An 18,305-nucleotide genomic window follows, 5' to 3' on the forward strand; every position below is an offset into this window, starting at 1 on the left:
AGTGATAGAGGTTATGAAATCAATAATTGCAACATGTGTGTATTATATATTACATTATAGAGGTTAAATAAAAGAGGTGTGTTATGAAGGAAAAAGATAAAAAAACAGGCGGAAACGGACAGATTGAAGATACCGTTTTGAAAGGAACTTATAAGGTTAAAGTCGGTTTAGCCGAGATGCTCAAGGGCGGCGTAATCATGGACGTTGTGAATGCAGAGCAGGCTAAGATCGCCGAAGATGCCGGCGCGTGCGCGGTGATGGCGCTCGAGCGCGTTCCCGCAGACATCCGAAGAGACGGCGGCGTATCGCGAATGAGCGATCCGGAAATGATTCTGAAGATCATGGATACGGTCACCATTCCGGTTATGGCAAAGGCGCGAATCGGGCATTTTGTTGAAGCGCAAATTCTGGAATCCCTCGGAGTGGATTTTATTGATGAAAGCGAAGTGTTGACGCCGGCCGACGAAACCAATCACATTTATAAACATGATTTCAAAATCCCATTTGTTTGCGGGGCGACCAATTTAGGCGAAGCGCTTCGCCGCATCGGCGAGGGTGCCGCGATGATTCGAACCAAAGGCGAAGCCGGCACCGGTAACGTGGTCGAAGCTGTTCGACATATTCGTACGATCGTGGGACATATTAAGAAATTATCGGTCATGGGTGATGACGAACTAATGACGGAAGCGAAAACGATGGGCGCGCCGTATGAACTCATTCGCTGGGTTGCGAAAAACGCAAAACTGCCGGTACCTAATTTCTCTGCCGGTGGAATTGCCACACCTGCCGACGCAGCGCTGGTTATGCAGTTAGGCGCGGAAGCCGTTTTCGTTGGTTCAGGTATATTCAAATCCGGTAACCCGTCCAAAAGGGCCGAAGCGATCGTCAAAGCGGCGACGCATTTCCGCGACGCTAAGATTCTTGCGGAAGTATCCAAAGGATTGGGCGAAGCAATGGTTGGCATCAATATCGATACATTAAACGCAAATGAACTTTTGGCGACCAGAGGTTGGTAGATTTTCATTATAGTAATTAAAGAAAGGGAAGCCGCAAATTAGATGAGTTTAGATCGAAATAAAAGAATGCTAAGTGAAGTTCATAAGGCGTGTCGTGAACCTTTTTTTGCCGTGCTTCAAAAATTACCGCAGGAGCAGCTTTACTGGAAACCGGCGCCGGAATCGCGGAGCATCGGCGAAATTTTGCGTCATTTGATTCGCGTTGATATGTGGTTTTTGGCACGGCTAGAATACGAACCCTCCGTTCGCGACAAGAAAGATGCGACAGCGGATGAGATTGTTCAGATGTTACATACCAGCTACGAACAGATCGATGGAATATTGAATGCCTGTACGGATGAAAGTGAACTATTGAAAAAAGTTGAATCCAAAGACAGTATACGCTATAATTCTCTGGCTTCCGTGGTGATGCATATGAGCCAACATTATACGTATCATTTGGCGCAAGTGGTCTACTTACGGCGAGCGCAGGATCGTAATTGGGAAGCGCCGTTACGCGGTTGGGAAAACGCCACCGATTGCATTGCGCAGCATTTATGGATGAGCCCGTAATATGTCAAAAAAAATCGGAGTATTGGCATTACAGGGAGATTTTGATGCGCATCAGCGCATGTTGAATAAATTGAATATCGTGAACGTTGCTGTTCGTAAGGCGGATCAACTTGATGATCTGAACGGCTTGATCATTCCCGGCGGTGAAAGTACCGCGTTGATCAAACTATTACTTGCTTTTAATTTAGTCGAACCGATTAGAGAATTTTACAAAATGGGGAAAGGCCTTTTCGGCACCTGCGCAGGATCTATTTTGTTGGCACGAGAAATCGAAAACAGCGATCAGTTTCGTTTCGGGTTTATTGACATTACGGTGGCGCGTAACGGATACGGACGGCAAGTCGATAGTTTTGAAGACGAAATTCAAGTAAAGGAATTTGGCAAACCGCCAATACATGCCATTTTTATTCGCGCACCGAAGATAACCGGCTGCGGTAAAAACGTGAGTGTACTTGCGGAAAAAGAGAATTCCATTTTGATCGCTAAGGAAAAAAACGTAATGGTATCCACATTTCATCCTGAATTGACAGAAGATACTCGTTTACATAATTATTTTATTGATACATGCATTTAAAAGACGTCTTTATGAAACCATCATTTGTAATTGTCTTAGCGTTTGTTTTATACAGTTTAGCCGGTTGTGATGATAATAATTCGTCCGGCGGTGGAGGACAAGGCGATCCGTTTTCATTAACATCCATATCTCCGGCTTCGAATACTGCCGTTGATTCCGCAAGTGTTATAACCAGCAATTTCAGCTGGGCGCTCAATGTGTTAGAATTTTATCCCGGCGTATATTATGTTCGTGTAGTATTCGAAGGCCATATTACCGGTGATTTTAATTATCCTGATTCTCTGATATTCACCGATATGTACAATATTAAAAACCTTAGCGGATCAAACAGTCTTCAATTTCCACTGTCCAAAATTTGGCACGATCCAAAAATCGAACATCCATTGGATATGCGTGTAGAGCTGATTAAGAAAATAAGTGCAACTGAAATTGTCTTGATCGACCATTCTTCAACTATTCATTACAGTGAATAAGAGTCGATTACTATTGATCAGGCATGTTTGATTTGTACAATACGCAATTTTATTCCTCATAGGTACCTGCTTTGGCTTTCTTTCGTCGTATAATAGATTATTTCGTAATTCCCGTTGAAGCAAAAGATGCTTTTAAGTTTGATTTGCAGAATGGTATCTCGAAAGGATTTGTTCTGGCGGGTTCCGCAAGCGTCGCGGGAGTCATTCTAAAGAAAACATTTAGTTCGTCTGATTTCGAAGTTGCGCTTCTGCACAGCTCTGTGAGCCTCGGTTTGCTTTTTAGTATTTTTCTCGCCTCCCATTCCGAAAAACCCAATAAAATGGATTACGTTTATTACCCGGACATGATCGCTCGCTGGCTTTTCATTCTGATCGCGCTTGTCTCCGTATTTTTGTCTTTCTCCATTGTATTTACGCTGGTTCTTTGCGCCGCGTTTGCTTTTAATTCCGTTAACACGCCGGTAGTGACGAGCATATACCGATCTAACTATCCGGATCATTCACGCGGAAAGATCATGGGTGTGGTACGAACGTTCTTCAATATTGCTTTCGTCGCCGCGTCGTATCTTTTCAGCCTGATGCTTGATATGGACGGACATAATTATATTTATGTTTACCCGATCATAGGGCTGGTCGGAATTTGGGGCGCGATGCAATTTCGCAAAATAAAAATAGTCATGCCTGCCGATGTTTCAACAAGCGCTCCGCTGCATCCTCTGATTCAACTCAGAAGGGTTTTGAAAAATGATAAACCTTTTGCCTATTTCATGTGGTATTGGGCAATTTTTGGTTTTGCGGCGCTGATGGTCGATCCGGTAAAAACTATTTTTGTTACCGATCCTATATACGCAATTAATGCATCATACGAAGAAGCCATCCTTGCCGTGACCGTTATTCCGCAGGCGGTGATGCTGCTGACATTCGCTTTTTGGGGAAAACAAATTGATAAATACGGTGTCATTAAAATCCGATTTATTCTCAATATATTGCCGACGATCAATCTGCTTCTTTTCTATTTTGCAACGGATTTGAAACTCATTTATATCGCAAGCGTACTACAAGGCGTCTCCATGAGCGGAGCGCAACTTAGCTGGCAATTATGCGTGATGGAGTTCGCTCCAAAAAATCAAGTGGGTATTTACATGGGAATTCACACTATGTTGACCGGTTTGCGTGGGATCATTGCGCCTTTTGTTGGCGCCTATCTGATCGGCGCGGCCGGAATCGGAAATACTTTTTTGGTGGGATTTGTTCTAATGCTTATCAGCACGATCATGATGATCCGTTTTGCAAAGAACAAAACGCGGCATGATCTTCAAAACAATATCACCCGTGAATTTGTTCCAAAACCGCTCGCAGGGTGAGTGTCTGATTGTGTTTTCTCAATCAATGAAAGTTTATTTATACACATAGAAAAACGTTACGCGTGCGGCCGTGTCGGCTTTACGGTTTGAAGTTGATCCTTTTTTTGAGAATGTGTTCACCCAGATATTCGGCATGATATGAACGCTTTTATGTGCCACAAAATCAATTCCGGCTGTGATGAAATTCTCCTTGTAGCCTGCTTTTGAGTTTTTAGTATTAGGGTCGTAGGTGTCAAATCGAGCATACGCATTCAATTTATCTTTTATAAGCGGCGCAGAAGCGAATAGGGAAATTCCAAGCGGAGTAATATTCGTTGTATCGGTATACTCCTGAATTTGTTTGACGGTTTCAAGACCTACCGAAAATTTGTCAGTCTGATATCCAGCAAGCCCTTTGATTGTTGTGTTCTGGGAAGTTTTGAATGTTTTCTTCGGTTCTGTAATATCGGATTCAAAATCACCATATGCTTCAACTATTAACCCTTTAATGGGTTTAACACTAAACGAACCGTAGTATTTTCTTGATTTATTATTTTCAGGTTTCTGGCCGTTTCCATTGCCAACCATCACGGCATAGCCAAACATGCCTTCGTTGCCAAATGAGCCTTTCATCGTAATACCGATGTCCGACGCTCCGCCGAGGCCGCGCATGTCCGTGATCGTTTTTTCAATGGCGCGATATCCCCATACTTTTTCAGATATGGCCCATGTTGGCGTACCGATCATACCAAGGGCAAGGTTTTGATCCGGCAGAATATTCTTCCATTCTAGATTCACTAATTTTATATAAACGCTGTGCCGCCCTTTCCCGTCTGTTGCCCCGTCATTTCCCTCCAACAAAAACTGCGCTTGGAATGTTTCACTGATCGCATGTTCATAGTACAAGTATATCCGGCGAAGCTGGAAAGCGCCGCTTTTGGTCAACGCTGAATCTGCGTACTGAGTGGTAGAGACCGCTTTGGCTTTTTCTCCTCCAAACTTATAATAATAATCGCCAAATACGTATCCGTGAACTCTTCCTGCCGACTGATCTTGCGCGCGAGAATTTATTGAAACTGAGATTAGTAGCAACAAAGATAGTAACATGGTTTTCATTTGAAAGATCCCTGTTGTGAAATGAATATTAATTGTGTGGCCTATGCATGTAAATTAGACTTCTGTCATGATTGAATCAATACTATTGTTCAATTATAGGACGTTGTTTCCATAAAAAATTTGTTCTTCAACCATAGAGCAACATCAACCAATAGAATCAAGACAGGAACTTCCACAAGCGGCCCGATTACGGTAGCAAATGCCGCTTGGGAATTGATACCAAACACGGCGACTGCAACTGCAATGGCCAGTTCAAAATCATTGCTTCCGGCGGTAAACGCTACGGTCGTTGATTTTTCGTACGAACTTCCCATTTTCTTTGCGACGAAAAAAGTTGCAAAGAACATCACGGCAAAATACAGTGTATACGGAACAGCAACCCGAACAACGTCCATCGGTAATTCGACGATCTTCTCCCCTTTGAGTGAGAACATAACAAATATCGTGAAAAGCAAAGCTACGGGAGTTATCGGAGAAATTTTCGGAACGAATTTTTCATGATACCAGCTTTTGTCTTTAATTTGGAGCAGCAAAACTCTGGTGATCATACCTGCCGCAAAAGGGATCCCCAGATAGATCAATACCGTTACAGCAATTTCTGAGATGGATACTTCAACTAACGCTCCGTGCAGGCCAAATACCGGCGGCAGGATCGTGATAAAGACATAGGCATAAACCGAATACAGGAATACCTGGAACAGCGCATTAAAAGCAACTAATCCGGCGGCGAGTTCCGAATCACCCTTCGCAAGATCATTCCACACCAGAACCATCGCAATGCAACGCGCGAGGCCGACCAATATGACACCGATCATCAGCTCGGGTTTATCCGGAAGCAGCATTATCGCAAAAACGAACATTGCCACCGGACCGATGATCCAATTCTGCACTAGCGAAAGTAAAAGCAGTTTGGTATTTCTAAACACGATTGGAAGCTCTTCATATTTCACTTTCGCCAATGGAGGATACATCATAAGAATGAGACCGATGGCAATCGGTATATTTGTTGTGCCCGAACTCAACGAATCCCAGAATCCGGCAATTCCAGGAAACAGAAAACCGGCCGCTACTCCAAAAAACATAATCAAAAAAATCCACAGCGTGAGATAACGGTCGAAGAAGGATAATTGTTTGGATGCGGATGTCATAATGCGCCTCGTTTTAGTTTTTTACTTTTGCCATATCGAGAAGCCAGTGTTCTACTGTCGATCGTGTCGGTATTTTCCCGCTGATTAGAACGCGACCGTTCACGACAAGACCCGGCGTCAGCAATACGCCATAATCTGCATAACGATTATAATCAGTTATTTTTTCAACCTTCGCTTCCAGTTCATACTGCGACACAACTTCTTTGACCATACCTTCCAGTTTAACGCAATTAGCACAACCCGGTCCCAATACTTTAATATCTAACATATTGATCACTCCTTCATTGTAATTCTTTGCGATACAAATCGTAAAAGCGTTCTTTTATCTGATCGCGTATTTTTCGAAACTCATTCAATATTTCTTCTTCAGATCCAGTGGCCTCCGCCGGGTCTTCAAATCCAATATGTTGACGATGCATAACTTTACCGGTAAAGACTGGACAGTTCTCATCAGCATTGCTGCACACGGTGATCATATAATCGAATGATTGTTGAATGAACTGGTCCGTGTTTTTAGGATAATTCTTGCTGATGTCTACACCTTCTTCTCTCATAACTTGAACGGCTTTTGGGTGAACTTGTCCGGAAGGTCTTGTTCCGGCCGAATATACCTCAAGATTTCCGTCAAACGATTTCAAAAAGCCTTCCGCCATTTGACTTCGGCAGGAATTGCCCGTGCAGAGAATGAGAATTTTTTTAGACATGTATCAGCTCCTGATTTTAATAGTCAATATAATTAATGTCCTATCTTGGGAGAATGAATGACCAGGCTTTTCTCTTTTTCAAGTAATACATCCGGAACGCAAAAAATAATTTCGTGCGCAAAAACGTCCAATATTTTCTTTTTCACATACGAGCGGCTGTGAACGAGACTAATCTCGCGTTTGGGTATCGGTAAAGCAAACTCCCTCACATAGAGTTTCTTCTTTTCTTCGGAAAGTTCCCGTACGGCAAGATACGGCAACAGGGTCATTCCATAATTTTGTTCGACCAGCTTCCTTAACGTATCTAAATTACCGCTTTCAAATTTAAGAGAGGTTTTGCCGTGCGGATGTTCAGTACGTTTCTGCTTACACAGTTCTACCGTTTGCCCTCGAAAACAGTGCCCTTCGGTCAAAAGCCACATGTCTGATAATTGCAGGTCTTTGATGTGAATTTTTTTTCGTGTATTGAGCCGGTGTTTTTCAGAAATATACGCCACAAAAGGCTCATAAAACAACGGACGCTCACTTATACTCTTTTGTCTCAAAGGCGTTGCAAGAAGTCCTGCATCAAGATCATCACGCATCAGCCGTTCCACGATTTCTTTTGTTTGCAGTTCTTCAATGACAAGTTCGACCTTCTGGTGTTTTGTTATGAAATTTTGAAGAAATAAATTGAGCAAGTAGGGCGCGAGAGTCGGAATAATACCGACACGGAAAACGCCCGTTATCTCCGTCATTTCCGATTCAACGGTTTGTTTTATTTTTTCACTTTCACGCAGAATCGTATGCGCCTGGTCAATGATCACCTTTCCTATCTCCGTTGGCGCAACAGGTTTTTTCCCCCGGTCAAATACCTTGACGCCCAACTCTTCTTCCAATTTTTGTATCTGCATGCTCAGCGTTGGCTGAGTAACAAAACATTCTTTGGCCGCTTTGGAAAAGCTGTTATGTTTATCTACACAAACAATGTAGGATAGCTGCAGCAGGGTCATATATCTAATTATAAGTTTTATCTATGTATAGATAACGATAATCAATTTGATTTATAGATGCAATTGACTATATTGCCTGTGTTAAAAATTTCTATCCAACCTTCTCTACAACTTTATTAGAAGGAACCAATATTATGGCAAACGACCATGTTAACAGTGAAAGCAAATGCCCGTTTCACGCTGGCGGAGGCACATCAAACCGTGACTGGTGGCCTAATCAGTTAAATCTCAAAATACTTCATCAAAACTCATCCTTGTCCAATCCGATGGGCAAGAAGTTCAACTATCCCAAAGAGTTCAAAAAACTCAACCTTAAGGCGATCAAGAAAGATCTTTACGCGCTGATGACCGATTCCCAGGATTGGTGGCCGGCCGATTACGGTCACTATGGCGGACTTTTCATCCGTATGGCGTGGCATAGCGCCGGTACGTACCGCATCGGCGATGGCCGCGGCGGTGCCGGATCCGGCACTCAACGTTTCGCGCCCCTGAACAGCTGGCCCGACAATGTGAACCTCGACAAAGCGCGACGTCTGCTTTGGCCGATCAAACAGAAATACGGCAACAAGATATCATGGGCCGATCTCATGATCCTTGCGGGCAATTGCGCACTGGAATCGATGGGTTTCAAGACCTTCGGTTTCGGAGGCGGTCGTGAAGACGTGTGGGAACCTGAAGAAGATATTTACTGGGGTACCGAGACCGAATGGTTGGGCGACAAACGTTACGCCGGCGAACGAGAACTCGAAAACCCTCTCGCCGCTGTCCAAATGGGCTTGATCTATGTGAATCCGCAAGGACCCAACGGTCAACCGGATCCGATTGGATCGGGCCGGGATATTCGCGAGACTTTCGCGCGCATGGCGATGAATGACGAAGAAACCGTTGCGCTCACCGCCGGCGGACACACGTTTGGAAAAGCACATGGCGCGGGTCTTGAATCCCATGTCGGCCGTGAACCGGAAGGCGCTGGCATCGAAGAGCAGGGTCTTGGCTGGATCAGCAATTTCCGCAGCGGCAAAGGCGACGATACGATCTCCAGCGGAATCGAAGGCGCGTGGACACCGAACCCGATCCAATGGGACAACGGATATTTTGATATGCTGTTCGGCTATGAGTGGGAATTGACAAAAAGTCCTGCGGGCGCCTGGCAATGGACGCCGAAAAATGTGGCCGAGAAAGATCTTGCTCCGGCTGCTCACGATCCCTCTAAAAAAGTTCCGACCATGATGACCACGGCGGACATGGCGATGCGCATGGATCCGATCTACGAAAAGATCTCGCGCCGCTTTCACCAGAACCCAAAGGAATTTGCTGATGCGTTTGCCCGTGCATGGTTCAAGTTGACCCATCGCGACATGGGACCGCGTTCGCGCTACCTCGGCGAGGAAGTGCCTAAAGAAGAACTGATCTGGCAAGATCCGTTGCCTGCGGTCAAACACAAATTGGTCAGCGAAAAGGACGTCGCCGTTCTCAAGAAGAAAATTCTCTCTTCAGGATTGAACGTATCACAGCTCGTCTCAACGGCCTGGGCTTCCGCTTCCACTTTCCGCGGTTCCGACAAACGCGGCGGCGCCAATGGAGCACGTATCCGCCTTGCACCGCAAAAAGATTGGGAAGTAAACCAGCCTGAGCAATTGAAAGTCGTTCTTGCAAAACTGGAGAAGATCCAAAAGGATTTCAACAAATCCTCCGGCAAAAAGAAAATTTCTCTCGCCGACATGATCGTTTTAGGCGGATGCGCGGGCGTAGAACAAGCCGCGAAGAATGCCGGCCACGATGTGACCGTTCCTTTCTCACCGGGCCGTACGGATGCAACTCAGGATCAGACCGACGGGGCTTCCTTTGCCGTACTCGAACCGGCAGCGGATGGGTTTAGAAATTACCAGAAAGCCGAATACAGTGTATCGGCTGAGGAGCTTTTGATCGACAAAGCGCAGCTGCTTACGCTGACGGCGCCGGAAATGACCGTTCTCATCGGAGGATTACGTGTTCTGGATATCAATCATAGTAACTCCAAACACGGCGTTTTCACCAAGCGGCCTGGAATGCTGACGAACGACTTCTTTGTAAACCTGCTCGACATGGGTACGGAATGGAAGCCTTCCAACACTAAAAATGTGTATGAAGGCCGCGATCGCGTTTCGGGCGAAGTCAAGTGGACCGGAACCCGCGTTGATCTCGTGTTCGGCTCCAACTCACAACTACGTGCGCTGGCCGAAGTTTACGCGCAGGAAGACTCGAAGACTAAGTTCCTGCAGGATTTTGTGGCGGCATGGAACAAAGTAATGAATCTTGATCGGTTTGATTTGGTTTAATTTTTTCAGTCATCCGCTATTTGTAACAGGAAATCGTGACTTTTGTGTCTAAGCAGGAGAACAATCAAAAGATTGTTCTCTTTTTTTTTGTGAAGAAATGCTATAATTAAAAAGCAGCCAAAAATTTATCTGTCCAATATGGTATAAATTTTATTACCTTGATCCCAATATAGGCTGAAGCGTAGCATACGACCATGATAGGAACAAACACCGAATTTATTTTAAAAACGAAGCAGGAACTCAACTGTAAGATCATCCGCACCATGCTTAATTACGTTTTCGAGCGAAAGGGAGAATCTTGCGCAAAAGAATTCATCCAAGCCGTTGATTTGGATGAAGCCTATATTCGCAACGAGAATAATTGGGTCTCATTTGATACCTACACCCGCGGCTGTGAATTCATAAAAAAAGTGTTCGACGACGATACGATTTTCTACAAGATCGGTATTTATTCTTTTTCCAATCCAAACAATTTCGGCACCATGGCCCGTATGGCGCTTCGGCTTCTAACGCCTAATGCCATATTTAAAAAAACGGCGGAGATTGCTAATCATGCGGTAAAATTTGGCAAATACCGTGTTGCGGAGTTTGATAAAAACCGTATGGTGCTCGAGTTTAAAAACGCGCCGAATTATCCGTTTTATCAGCATAATTGCGATTATCGCCTCGGCCTTTTTGCCGGCATACCGCAACTTTTTGGACTACCGATAGCCAAGCATCGACATCTCAAGTGCGTATCCAAAGGCGATGATAGATGCGAGTATGAGTTTATATGGCAAGCTAAGAGCTTAGTGTTGTTTCGAAAGCATGCCGTTCGTGGATTCTTGACCGGGAGCGGACTTTCAGTAATATTTTTTTTAATGAATTCCTTTGGCAATATTAAGATACAAACCGTTCTCACCGTATTCACAACGTTGATTTTTTATCTGTTGGGCGTCATTTTGGATATGCGTGCAACAGCGAAAGACAATGCGCTGATCTCCAATGCAGAATCCAACGAGATAGAAGAAACCATTGCTTTTGCCAATCAAAAATACAAAGAAGCTTCTGAAACGGTTAGAAAACTTGAAGCCATCATCGAGGCAAATGCTGCTTTCAGCTTGAAGCTTTTGGGGTCAGAACTTATCGACGTCGTTTTAAATATTATCAAACATTCTCTCGGTTATGACCGGGCCATGATCATGATGGTAGACGAGACAGGAAGATATTTATCTAATCCTACGGTCGTCAGCGATGAAACTGAGAGAGACCAAAAATCCGTAGATCTTCTCACGATCGATCTTAATGATAATAATATGCTGTTCTCCAAAGTAGTGCAATCAGGGGAACCCATCCTCATTTCTAATGTAGATCAGCACCCTGAATTGAAAGACCGGCCAGCAATAAAAATATCAGGCACCAAATCTTTTGTAGTCCTCCCTCTTAAGTTCGGCTCCCGTGTACGCGGCATTATCAGCATCGATCGTTTAACTTCAGCCGCGCCGATGAATCAGGAAGACGTCAAGATTTTGTCTACGTTAATGACTATGCTGTCGGTCGTTCTTGAAAATGTAGAACTGTATCAGGGTTTGGAAGTGCGCGTAAGAGAACGAACTGCCCAGTTATTTCAGGCAAATACCGAACTCGAAAAAGCGTACGGAGATCTAATGAACGCTCAAACCCAGCTTATCCATTCAGAAAAAATGGCCGGATTGGGTAAACTCGTTGCCGGTATTGCGCATGAAATGAATAATCCCGCCGGTATTCTTTCCGGATATGTAGAATTGGTCGAACTTTATGCAAACCGTCTGAATAAAAATTTTGGTTCGGCAATTCAAACCTTTTCCTCTGACAAGAATTTTGTTTCGGAGATTGAACAATTCAAAAAGCTTCTCGCCGAGATCAACGCCTGTTTGGACCCTTGCAAACGCTCCATTGTTCGAATGAAAAATATTGTGCAGGATCTTCGCAATTTTTCCAGATTGGACGAAAACGAACTGATGCCGGCCGACCTGAACGAAGGAATTGAGAAGATGCTTCAATTTTTTAGAAATCAGACGCAAAACCAAATTAAAATTATTACCAACTTGACTCCTCTCCCTTTAGTTCATTGCTTTCCGGGACATTTAAATCAGGTTTTTTCAAATATGATCCTTAATTCTATTGAAGCGATCAAGGGTGACGGCACCATTACTATTTCAACAAAAGTTAGCGACGAAAATGAGTTTTTAAAAACACGGCATGTTCGTATAGATATCGCCGATACGGGCACAGGAATCAAACCTGAAAATGTGGATAAGATCTATGATCCTTTCTACACGACGAAGGATATCGGTCAAGGCCAAGGCCTTGGACTAGCTATTGCTTATGGCATCGTCTCTCGCCACAATGGAAAAATTCTTGTGAAAAGCGAGTACGGCAAAGGAACGAACATGACTATTTTGATTCCGGTTGAATTTGATGCCGTTGTTTAATTTACCAATAATCGAATCCTTGGACCCATTGAGTTAAAAGAATTGACGGCATGAATAAATCCTCCACTCTTCGTATTCATCTTGCGTTGTTATTCGTTTCCGCCGTGTTCGGCATTAATTCCGTTACCGCGAAAATTGCGCTGCAGGAAATTGATCCCATGGCGCTGGTCTGCATTCGAATTTTTATTGCTGCAGTTATTTTATATGCTCTTCACCGAGTTTTTATAAAAGAAAAAATCCGATCTCTTCGGGATTATATCGAACTCGCCTTCTTTAGCGTTTTTGGTATTATCATCAATCAGACTTTGTTTCTTAAAGGCCTTGCCTTGACCACCGCGATTAACGCTACGGTACTCGTGACAACCATACCGGTAGTAACTATTGTAATTGCGATCATAATGGGACGCGAGAAGATCAGTTTCAGAAAGATCGTTGGTTCGTTAATTTCCTTTGCCGGCGTCATACTTCTTCTGGGCGCAGAGCGAATAGATTTGAACAATCAATTTTTTGTTGGAAACGTCCTTGTTTTTATCAACGCCGTCTCTTTTGGTGTATATTTGGTTATTTCAAAAAACATTTTAAAACGTTATCATCCGGCCACCGTCACAACGTGGACATTTATATTCGGCGGAATCGGTGTAATGCCATTTGGAATAGATAAGGCCATCCATTTGCCTTATGCCGAAATTTCTATGACCGCCTGGTTCTGTGTCGCGTTTTTGATTTTATTTTCATCGGTGATCGTTTATTATATAAACAGCTGGGCGCTTCAGCGAACGACTTCCTCCACGGTTGCTGTCTATATTTACGTTCAACCCATCGTTGCCACGATTATTTCGACATGGACGCTTGGCGAAACTCTCACATGGTCAACGGTTTTTGCTGCCCTTCTCATATTTGCAGGCGTTTTCATTGTCAGCTTGAAAATGAGGGCGGAACTCAAAGCGGAAGCGGCTTCGAAAGAACTCGACTTGGTCAGGGAATCCATGGCGCTCAAAGAGGATTGATAATAATATATTTATATTTACTTTCGAATTGCAGCCTATATAAATGCCATAATATTTCAATTTGGAGAACGTCATGCATAATAAATTAATACTGATTATCGGATTTTTTCTTTTTACAAGTATTCTAAATGCACAAAAGAAAACCGTTGGCGTGCTTGAACTTAAAAACACCGGTGGAATTACTAGCAATGAAAGTTCGGCTCTGACCAACCGATTCCGCGCTATGTTGGTCCAAACAGAAAGTTTCGTAGTTCTGGAGCGGGATAAGATGAATGAGATTCTCAAAGAACAGGATTTTATTTCAAGCGATAATTGCAACACAGCTGAATGTGCGGTGCAGATTGGGCAATTGCTCGGCGTCGAAAAGATGATCGGCGGGGACATCGGAAAAGTTGGAAACACCTACACTATCGATATGCGAATAGTTGACGTAAAAACGGGCGCGATCGAAAAATCGGTTAGCAATGATTTTAAGGGTGAAGTGGATGGGTTGCTTAATTTAATGAATGAGGTATCCGGGGTATTTGCAGGAATCAGCGCACAGATGAAAACCATTTCGCGAAGCGGAACGGCAGATGTTTATGTCAGTTCTAACCCCGAAGGCGCAGAAATATTCGTTGATAATAACTCGACAGGTTTACGGTCTCCTGCGCTGGTAGAAGGATTAGCGCCGGGATTCCATACCATTCACCTTAAAAAAGACGGATTGGTTGGTAGTCAGTTTTTAGAATTGATTGAAGGCAGTATACCTTCCATATTGGTTGAACTTACCCGGCCAAAAGTATCAGTTAAACTGCTCTCAAACCCTATTGGGGCGTTCGTTCTTTCAGGGAAAGACAGTTTGGGAAAAACTCCGATGGTTTATACAGTACCAATAGGCGAGGCAGAAATTAAATTGTTTCTACCGGGATATCTAGATACTATTGTCAAGCTTTCATTGAAAGAAGCAGACGCAGGGCGCGTCATCAATGTTGAGATGGGGAAAGCGGATAGAATGTATATTCAGACAAATCCTTCTTCTGCGAGGGTATATATTGACAAAAAGCTCGTGGGATATTCTCCGTGTACAGTTCCAGTAATGAATAGCTCACAGGAATTGATTGTTGAAGCCACAGATTATTATACTTACCGCAAGATACTCACTGGAAGCGATAACCCAAATATTCAGATAGCCTTAATCAGCAAGAACACTAAGTGGAAAGCTTCCATCACTATCAATTCAAATCCGCAGAATGCCAGCATTTATCTTCAGACATTCAGCGGATCGGAATTAATCGGCGAAACACCATTGACGCGTAATTGGAAAGAGGGAGCAAATAAAATCACGCTTCATAAAAAGGGTTACAAAAATATATCTGTCGAGATAGCACCATATCATCCGGTAATAGATATCGAATTGGAGCCTGAGTAATTTTAAATTCATTCAATCCATTACTGTGTTTTTTCGGCTTCTACTTCAATATTTAACTTTCGTGCTTATCGGGTTGGCTCACAAATGGAAGAGAACCATTCAGTCTGAGCGAAGTTGAAGACTGATTTTACTAAACTTGGTCATGGTTCGACAAGCTTGTCCTGAGCCTCGCCGCAGGGCTCACCATGACGTATCTGAGTAAACACGATAAGCACATTAACTTTTCACATCACCTAAAGACGATAGTGATCTTTTAATTTCTTTGCTTATTTCGGCGCAATCCGTACATTGTTTTAGGAGGTTATTTCTATGATAACCGGAATAAAGCACGCCGAAAGAATTATCACCGATCTTTTCTCCTCTGCAAATGTTGCGATCAATGGAAACCATCCCTGGGACATCCAAGTACGCGATCCCCGTTTTTTTTCACGCCTTATTACCGATGCCGAGTTAGGTTTCGGAGAATCCTATATGGACGGTTGGTGGGAATGTGAAGCGCTGGATGAATGTGTCAACAGGGCCCTTTCTGAACACATTGAAAAACAACTTATAGGTTGGAAATCAGCCGCACGCATAGCCCTGAGCAAAATACTTAATTTTCAAAAGAAGTCGAGATCATTTGAAGTTGGTGAAAAGCATTATGACCTTGGAAACGACCTCTATCAGGCTATGCTCGATAAGCGGCTGAATTATACATGCGCCTATTGGAAAGGCGCCGCTGATCTCGATCAAGCGCAGGAAGCAAAACTTGATCTGGTGTGTAAAAAGATCGGAATTCACGACGGAATGAAAATTCTCGAACTCGGCTGCGGGTGGGGAAGTTTCGCCAAATATGCCGCGGAGAAATACGGCGCGCTTGTAACCGGGGTTACGGTATCAAAGCAACAGGTTACACTCGGCCGACAATTGTGCAAAGGACTACCGGTGGAACTTCGTCTTCAGGATTATCGCGAAGTTGAAGGACAATACGACGCTGTTATTTCCATAGGAATCATGGAGCACGTGGGCTATAAGAACTATCGAGGCTATATGAAAATTGTCGACCGCTGTCTGAAGAAACACGGCATCGCTTTTATTCATACCATCGGACGAAACGATAGTGCAACTAATACCAACGCATGGATTCACAAATATATTTTCCCAAATAGTATGCTTCCTTCGGTCTCGCAGATCGCACAAGCCATGGAAGGCCTGTTTATGATGGAGGATATGCACAGTTTCGGTCCGCATTATGATAGAACATTGATGGCTTGGTACGCTAATTTTGAAAGGGCGTGGCCAAAACTCAAAGACCGTTATGGAGATCGGTTTTACCGAATGTGGCGGTTTTATTTACTCAGTTGCGCAGGCAGTTTTCGCGCAAGGTCAAATCAGCTTTGGCAATTTGTTATGACACGAAATGGAACCTTTCAACCGGAGTGTCGATTTAGTTAATTAGGTTACACATATTTCGGTACTCTGTTAACGGCTGTTCAACAAATATGGAATTTCATGAAGTCATCATTGTAGGGGGCGGGCCGGCCGGCTCCACCTGCGCATGGAAGTTAAAACATCTCGGAGTAGATTGCGCAGTTATTGATAAAGCAGAATTTCCACGAACCAAACTTTGCGCCGGTTGGATCACGCCGGAAGTTATAAAAGACCTTGAAATTGTCATCCCAAAATACCCCCACAGCATCTTGAGATTGCCATCCCTGTATGCACATTTTTATGGATTCCCCATAAGAATTTCTGCTCCGCAATATTCCATAAGACGATATGAGTTTGATCATTGGCTTTTATTACGCGCAGACGTTCCGGTCATACGGCATGAAACAAAACAGATCGAACGAAAGGATGATCAATTTATCATTGATGAAAAATATTCGTGCCGCTATCTGGTTGGAGCCGGCGGTACATTTTGTCCCGTATATCGAACTTTTTTTTCATCTCAAAGCCCTCGTGCAAAAAACAAATTGATTGTATGCCGCGAACTTGAATACCCCACCCCGATCTCTGATGAAAAATGTTATTTATGGTTTTTTGAAAATAAACTGCCGGGCTATAGTTGGTATGTTCCGAAAGCGAATGGTTACTTAAATATTGGCGTGGGGGGACTAGAAGAAAAACTAAAACGGAACGGCGATTCAATAAATAATCACTGGGATTTTTTGTTGGGCAAACTGAGAACGCAGTCTCTGATATTCGGCAATGATTTCAGACCCAAGGGCCACAGTTATTATTTGCGTGAACCGGTAAATATTGTTCACAATAGAAATGCTTTCATTATTGGCGATGCGGCAGGGTTGGCAACGCGTGATATGGGGGAAGGAATCGGACCGGCGGTGAAAAGCGGAATTTTGGCGGCGGAGTCCATTAGTTCAGGCAAGCCTTTCGATATTAACTCAATCTCTGCTTTCAGCCTGCACCACCCTCTTTTTCTTCCAATTTTGAAGTTACTAATGCGATACTAGCTCCATTACGTAAAATCTATCTCTTTTTAGTTTTTGATTTGCGAAGTTGTGCCGGTTTCGATTTTTTTTGTTTTGGGCGTTTTACATTAATTTTCTTTTTTGTTTTAGGCAATTCCCGCAATGCCGCGCGCATCGGCGTTCCGTCGCCGTGTTTGATCTTCAATGGCAGGCAAAGCAATTCATACTCGCCAGGTTTGATGGCCGACAAATTCAGGCCTTCCAAAACTACCACATTATGTCCAAGAAGATTTTTATGTACCGGATGTTCAAATTCTGCGTGAAAACTTTCGACGGATAAGTAATCAACCCCTACCAGTTCTATTTTTTTCTCGACCAAATATTGTGCTCCTGTAATGCCAACCGCAACAAAATCTTCGTCAAAGACCATGTTATTATTTTTCCAGTGCGTCGAATTTCTTGTTTTGAATAAAATGCGTTTATGGCGTTTGAAATTAAGCTTTTCCATATCTTCACGCTCAATATTCACTTTCGGATCAACCTCCACGACCAAACAGGGTCCGATAAATCGTTCGAGAGAAACCTCATCGATTCCTTTTCCATCATCTAAGAAATGAAACGGAGCATCGCAATGTGTTCCGGTATGCGCGCCGATCTGCCATCGGGAAACGTTGCACGGATCGCCCTTTTTTATTTGAATAGGAAGCTGAATATCCACTTTCGGATCGCCCGGCCAGGTCACAATATCATTGGAAATAGTGATGGAAATGTCATGGATTTTCATAGA

17 protein-coding genes are annotated in these 18,305 nt (G+C 43.6%); 11 read left to right on the forward strand and 6 right to left on the reverse strand.

Annotated elements, in window-relative coordinates; all coding sequences use genetic code 11:
* Window positions 1-83 precede the first annotated feature (83 nt).
* The 5 genes from pdxS to F9K33_03695 all read left to right on the forward strand — a co-directional run bounded on the left by pdxS (window position 84) and on the right by F9K33_03695 (window position 3,979).
* The gene (pdxS, locus tag F9K33_03675) at window positions 84-1,016 is read left to right on the forward strand and encodes a pyridoxal 5'-phosphate synthase lyase subunit PdxS (protein KAB2880864.1); all 933 of its coding nucleotides are present in this window, start codon (window positions 84-86) and stop codon (window positions 1,014-1,016) included.
* 42 nt (window positions 1,017-1,058) lie between these two features.
* Window positions 1,059-1,568 carry a DinB family protein gene (locus tag F9K33_03680; protein KAB2880865.1) on the forward strand — a complete coding sequence of 170 codons (510 nt, stop codon included), beginning with the start codon at window positions 1,059-1,061 and terminating at the stop codon, window positions 1,566-1,568.
* A gap of 1 nt (window position 1,569) precedes the next feature.
* Window positions 1,570-2,142, forward strand: coding sequence for a pyridoxal 5'-phosphate synthase glutaminase subunit PdxT (gene pdxT, locus F9K33_03685; protein ID KAB2880866.1), 573 nt, complete (start codon window positions 1,570-1,572; stop codon window positions 2,140-2,142).
* An 11-nt stretch (window positions 2,143-2,153) separates the two neighbouring features.
* On the forward strand, window positions 2,154-2,615 hold the full coding sequence (locus F9K33_03690) for a hypothetical protein (protein ID KAB2880867.1): 462 nt from the start codon (window positions 2,154-2,156) through the stop codon (window positions 2,613-2,615).
* 71 nt (window positions 2,616-2,686) lie between these two features.
* Entirely contained in the window at window positions 2,687-3,979 is a 1,293-nt protein-coding gene (locus F9K33_03695) for an MFS transporter (protein ID KAB2880868.1), read from the forward strand.
* Window positions 3,980-4,012: 33 nt separating this feature from the next.
* Here the strand turns inward: F9K33_03695 and F9K33_03700 are convergent, their stop codons facing one another.
* The 5 genes from F9K33_03700 to F9K33_03720 form a co-directional block, all read right to left on the reverse strand.
* Window positions 4,013-5,074 (reverse strand): hypothetical protein, encoded by a 1,062-nt coding sequence (locus F9K33_03700; protein ID KAB2880869.1) that lies wholly within the window; start codon window positions 5,072-5,074, stop codon window positions 4,013-4,015.
* Window positions 5,075-5,163: 89 nt separating this feature from the next.
* Window positions 5,164-6,222: an ACR3 family arsenite efflux transporter gene (arsB, locus tag F9K33_03705; GenBank protein ID KAB2880870.1), complete on the reverse strand. Its 1,059-nt coding sequence runs from the start codon at window positions 6,220-6,222 to the stop codon at window positions 5,164-5,166.
* A 13-nt stretch (window positions 6,223-6,235) separates the two neighbouring features.
* A complete protein-coding gene (locus tag F9K33_03710) occupies window positions 6,236-6,490 on the reverse strand; it encodes a thioredoxin family protein (protein KAB2880871.1) in 255 nt (84 codons plus the stop codon).
* Between the two features lie 13 nt (window positions 6,491-6,503).
* Window positions 6,504-6,926 carry an arsenate reductase ArsC gene (locus F9K33_03715; GenBank protein ID KAB2880872.1) on the reverse strand — a complete coding sequence of 141 codons (423 nt, stop codon included), beginning with the start codon at window positions 6,924-6,926 and terminating at the stop codon, window positions 6,504-6,506.
* Between the two features lie 32 nt (window positions 6,927-6,958).
* Window positions 6,959-7,918: a LysR family transcriptional regulator gene (locus tag F9K33_03720; protein ID KAB2880873.1), complete on the reverse strand. Its 960-nt coding sequence runs from the start codon at window positions 7,916-7,918 to the stop codon at window positions 6,959-6,961.
* 134 nt (window positions 7,919-8,052) lie between these two features.
* Here F9K33_03720 and katG point away from each other — a divergent pair, with 134 nt between their 5' ends.
* The 6 genes from katG (at window position 8,053) to F9K33_03750 (ending at window position 17,560) form a co-directional block, all read left to right on the forward strand.
* A complete protein-coding gene (katG, locus tag F9K33_03725) occupies window positions 8,053-10,236 on the forward strand; it encodes a catalase/peroxidase HPI (protein ID KAB2880874.1) in 2,184 nt (727 codons plus the stop codon).
* Window positions 10,237-10,430: 194 nt separating this feature from the next.
* The gene (locus F9K33_03730) at window positions 10,431-12,689 is read left to right on the forward strand and encodes a GAF domain-containing protein (protein KAB2880875.1); all 2,259 of its coding nucleotides are present in this window, start codon (window positions 10,431-10,433) and stop codon (window positions 12,687-12,689) included.
* Between the two features lie 50 nt (window positions 12,690-12,739).
* Window positions 12,740-13,696, forward strand: coding sequence for a DMT family transporter (locus tag F9K33_03735; protein ID KAB2880876.1), 957 nt, complete (start codon window positions 12,740-12,742; stop codon window positions 13,694-13,696).
* A gap of 73 nt (window positions 13,697-13,769) precedes the next feature.
* Entirely contained in the window at window positions 13,770-15,107 is a 1,338-nt protein-coding gene (locus F9K33_03740) for a PEGA domain-containing protein (protein KAB2880877.1), read from the forward strand.
* Between the two features lie 309 nt (window positions 15,108-15,416).
* Window positions 15,417-16,541, forward strand: a complete 1,125-nt coding sequence (locus F9K33_03745) for a cyclopropane fatty acyl phospholipid synthase (protein KAB2880878.1) — start codon at window positions 15,417-15,419, stop codon at window positions 16,539-16,541.
* A 47-nt stretch (window positions 16,542-16,588) separates the two neighbouring features.
* Window positions 16,589-17,560: an NAD(P)/FAD-dependent oxidoreductase gene (locus F9K33_03750; GenBank protein ID KAB2880879.1), complete on the forward strand. Its 972-nt coding sequence runs from the start codon at window positions 16,589-16,591 to the stop codon at window positions 17,558-17,560.
* 16 nt (window positions 17,561-17,576) lie between these two features.
* Here F9K33_03750 and F9K33_03755 read toward each other — a convergent pair whose 3' ends face one another.
* Window positions 17,577-18,302 carry a cyclase family protein gene (locus tag F9K33_03755; protein KAB2880880.1) on the reverse strand — a complete coding sequence of 242 codons (726 nt, stop codon included), beginning with the start codon at window positions 18,300-18,302 and terminating at the stop codon, window positions 17,577-17,579.
* Window positions 18,303-18,305 lie beyond the last annotated feature (3 nt).

This window comes from bacterium (genome assembly GCA_008933615.1).
Classification (GTDB): Bacteria; CLD3; CLD3; order SB21; family SB21; genus SB21.